This window comes from Achromobacter sp. RW408, assembly GCF_003184165.1.
In the GTDB taxonomy this organism is placed as follows: domain Bacteria; phylum Pseudomonadota; class Gammaproteobacteria; order Burkholderiales; family Burkholderiaceae_B; genus Achromobacter; species Achromobacter xylosoxidans.
The window spans coordinates 621,966-626,143 of record NZ_QHHO01000022.1; the positions used below are offsets into that span (position 1 = coordinate 621,966).

Here is a 4,178-nt window from a genome sequence, read left to right on the forward strand (position 1 = left end):
ATGATGCAGCAATACCTCCGCCTGAAGGCGGAGGCCGGCCCATTGCTGCTGTTCTATCGCATGGGTGACTTCTATGAAATGTTCTATGAAGACGCGGAACGCGGCGCGCGCCTGCTCAACCTGACGCTGACCAAGCGCGGCTCGTCCAACGGCACGCCCATCCCCATGGCCGGGCTGCCGGTGCACGCGATGGAGCAGTACCTGGCGCGGCTGGTGGCGATGGGCGAGTCCGTCGCCATCTGCGAGCAGATCGGCGATCCCGCGGCCTCCAAGGGCCCGGTCGAGCGCCGCATCGTGCGCATCGTCACCCCCGGCACGCTGACCGACGACGCGTTGCTGCCGGCCAAGGCCGACCGCGCGCTGGCCGCGGTGTTCGTCACCGGCAATGCGCGCGCGCCGCGCGCCGGTCTCGCATGGCTGAACCTGGCCAGCGGCGACTTCCGCGTCACCGAATGCGCGCCGGCGCAGCTCGAATCCGAACTGCACCGCATCGCCCCGGCCGAAATCGTCTGCGCCGACAGCGCCGAATTCGACTTTCCGTTCGAAGGCGCCCGTTCGCGCGTGCCGGACTGGCACTTCGAAAGCGACGGCGCCCGCGCGCACCTGCTCGCGCATTTCAAGACCGACACGCTGGCCGGCTTCGATATCGAAGACATGCCGGCCGGCATCTGCGCCGCCGGCGCGCTGCTGCGCTACGCCGCCCGCACCCAGTCGCAGGCGCTGGCGCACGTGCAAAGCCTGTCGGCCGAGCGGCCCGGCCAGTTCGTGCTGCTCGATCCGGTCACGCGCCGCAACCTGGAGCTGACGCAGACGCTGTCGGGCGAGGATTCGCCCACGCTGTTCTCGCTGCTGGACGGCTGCCGCACGCCGATGGGCAGCCGCCTGCTGCGCCGCTGGCTGCACCATCCGCTGCGCGACAACGCCCCGGCCCAGGCCCGCCAGCAGGCCATCTCGACGCTGCTGGCCGGCCGCATGGACGTCGAACAGACCTTCGGCTCGGCCGGCCTGCTGGAGACGCTGCGCGGCGCGCTCAACGCCTTTCCCGACATCGAACGCATCGCCGCGCGGCTGGCGCTGCGCTCGGTGCGTCCGCGCGAACTGGCCAGCCTGCGCGACGCCCTGCAAGCCTTGCCGGCGCTGCGCGACCTGGTCGCGCCGATGGCCGCATCGCCGCGGCTGAACGACCTGATCTCGCACCTGTCGGTGGACCCGGCGCTGGCCGCCCTGCTGGTGCGCGCCATCGCCGCCGAGCCGGCCGTGGCGATCCGCGACGGCGGCGTGCTGGCCACCGGCTTTGACGCCGAACTGGACGAACTGCGCGCCCTGGCCGCCGACGGCGGCGACTTCCTGGTGCAACTGGAAGCGCGCGAACGCGAGCGCACCGGCATCAGCAACCTGCGCGTCGAATTCAACCGCGTGCACGGCTTCTACATCGAGGTCACCAAGGGCCAGACCGCCAAGGTGCCGGAAGACTACCGCCGCCGGCAGACGCTCAAGAACGCCGAACGCTACATCACCCCGGAACTCAAGACCTGGGAAGACAAGGTGCTGTCGGCGCAGGACCGCTCGCTGGCGCGCGAAAAGTGGCTGTTCGAGCAGCTGCTGGACGTGCTGGCCGAACACGTGCGCCCGCTGTCCGATTGCGCCGGCGCGCTGGCCGAACTGGACACCCTGGCGGCATTGGCCGAACACGCGCGGCGGCACGACTGGATCGCCCCCGAATTGTCCGAGCAGGCCGACATCGATATCGACGCCGGCCGCCATCCCGTGGTCGAACAGGCCATCGAGCGCTTCACGCCCAACGGCTGCCGCCTCGATCCCGCGCGCCGCATGCTGCTCATCACCGGCCCCAACATGGGCGGTAAATCGACCTACATGCGGCAGGTGGCGTTGATCGTGCTGCTGGCGCGCATCGGCAGCTTCGTGCCGGCGGCGCGCGCCCGCATCGGCCGCATCGACCGCATCTTCACCCGCATCGGCGCCGCCGACGACCTGGCGGGCGGACGCTCGACCTTCATGATGGAGATGACCGAAGCCGCCGCCATTCTCGCGGCCAGCACGCCCAACAGCCTGGTGCTGATGGACGAGATCGGCCGCGGCACCTCCACCTACGATGGCCTGGCGCTGGCCTGGGCCATCGCCTGCCGCCTGCTGGCGCACAACCGCGCCCTGACGCTGTTCGCCACCCACTATTTCGAACTGACGCGCCTGCCGGCCGAACAACCCGCTTCGGCCAACGTGCACCTGGCCGCGGCCGAATCGGCCGGCGGCATCGTGTTCCTGCACGAAGTGCGCGAAGGCCCGGCCAGCCGCAGCTACGGGATCCAGGTGGCGCAGCGTGCCGGCGTGCCCGCCGCCGTGATCCGCCAGGCCACCCGCGAACTCGAACGCCTCGAGGCGCAGGGCGCGCCCACGCCGCAGCTCGGCCTGTTCTCGGCCGCGGCCGACGCCGACGCGCAGGCCTATGCCGAAGCCGACCGCGCCGACGCCATCGAGGCGCTGGACACGCTGCGCGAGGAGCTCGCCGGCATCGACCCCGACAGCCTGACCCCGCGCGAAGCGCTGGACGCCCTCTACCGCCTGAAGAAGCACCTGCAATGAACCTCGACCATCCCCTGCCGCTGCTGGGCAACCAGAGCCCCAACGACTTCATGCGCCGCTACTGGCAGAAGAAGCCGCTGCTGATCCGCCAGGCCATCCCGGATTTCAAGCCGCCGGTCACCATCGCCGCGATCAAGAAGCTGGCGCGCCGCGACGACGTCGAATCGCGCCTGATCTGGCGCGAGAACGGCGAATGGCAGATGGAAAACGGCCCCTTCGCCCGCCTGCCCAAGGACAACGAAGGCGACTGGACCCTGCTGGTGCAAAGCGTCGACCTGCACAGCGACGCCGCGGCCGAGCTGATGCAGCAGTTCCGCTTCATCCCGGACGCGCGCCTGGACGACGTGATGATCAGCATCGCCAGCCATGGCGGCGGCGTCGGTCCGCACTTCGACAGCTATGACGTATTCCTGCTGCAAGCGGCCGGCGAGCGCGAATGGCGCTACGGGCGTCAGAAGGACCTGTCGCTCGAACCCGGCCTGCCGCTCAAGATCCTCAGCCATTTCCAGCCCGAAGAACAAGCCGTGCTGGCGCCGGGCGACATGCTCTACCTGCCGCCGCAGGCCGCGCACGACGGCATCGCCGCGGGCGACGGCTGCATGACCATCTCCATCGGTTTCCGGGCCCCCACGCAAGCCACGCTGGCGCGCGGCCTGCTCGAAGCCGCCGCCGACCAGGTGATGGCGCGCGTCGGGCTGCTGGGCGGTCCCTATGGCGAGCCGGCGTTGCCTGGCCCCAGGCTGTCGGCCGTGTACCGCGACCCGGCCCAGGCCGCCGTCGCCACGCCGGCGCAGGTGCCGGACGCGCTGGTCGCGGCCACGCTGGAAACCGTCAGCAAGCTGCGTTTCGACGACGCGCTGGCCTCGCGCTTCCTGGGCTGCTGGCTGACCGAGCCCAGCAACCTCAGCGTGTTCGACGGCCCGGAGGGGCTGGACGTGGACCTGGAAGAAGACTGGCCCGCCAGCGGCAGGCTGGTGCTGGATCGCCGCAGCCGCATGCTCTATCGCGGCAAACAGCTCTTCATCAACGGCGAGACCGCCATGACGCCGGCCGCGCCTGCGCTCTGCAAGCTGGCCGATGCGCGCAGCCTGGACTGCGCCGATCCGGCCTGCGCGCGCCTGTCCGACGAGGCCCGCGCATGCCTGGCGGACTGGCTCGACTCCGGCTGGCTGCATTACGTCGCCTCGTAGTATCCAGACACCTGCGCGTATCCATCTTGCACAGAACGCAATGAGGTCTGTGCGCAGGGTCACATAAAGCAAGACAACACACCGCCCGGAAAGGTTTGTTGCCGTTGGGATGCGACCTTTTTAACTTTCACACTCGCATCGCTTACGGCTTCCTGTAGCCTGGATTCTGGTTTCCCCTGACGGGGTTTCAAGAGTCGTCATCTACAGGAGTCTAAAAATGATGAGCAAAACCTTGATTATTGCCTCGGTGCTGGCGGTGTCGCTCAGCGCGTGCAACAAGAAGGAAGATGCCCCGGCGCCCGCGAACAACCCCACGCCGGGCGCCAGCACCCCGGCGCCCTCGAGCACGCCGCCGGCCACCTCGCCGGCCCCGGCCCCCACGCCTGG

2 protein-coding genes are annotated in these 4,178 nt (G+C 69.5%); both read left to right on the forward strand.

From position 1 onward, the window contains the following. On the forward strand, positions 1–2,601 hold a 2,601-nt coding region (mutS, locus tag DK459_RS05150; protein ID WP_054498383.1), incomplete at its 5' end, for a DNA mismatch repair protein MutS. Further along, the gene (locus DK459_RS05155) at positions 2,598–3,791 is read left to right on the forward strand and encodes a cupin domain-containing protein (RefSeq protein ID WP_006386501.1); all 1,194 of its coding nucleotides are present in this window, start codon (positions 2,598–2,600) and stop codon (positions 3,789–3,791) included. The genes mutS and DK459_RS05155, both read left to right, overlap by 4 nt. The last annotated feature ends 387 nt before the right edge of the window (positions 3,792–4,178 follow it).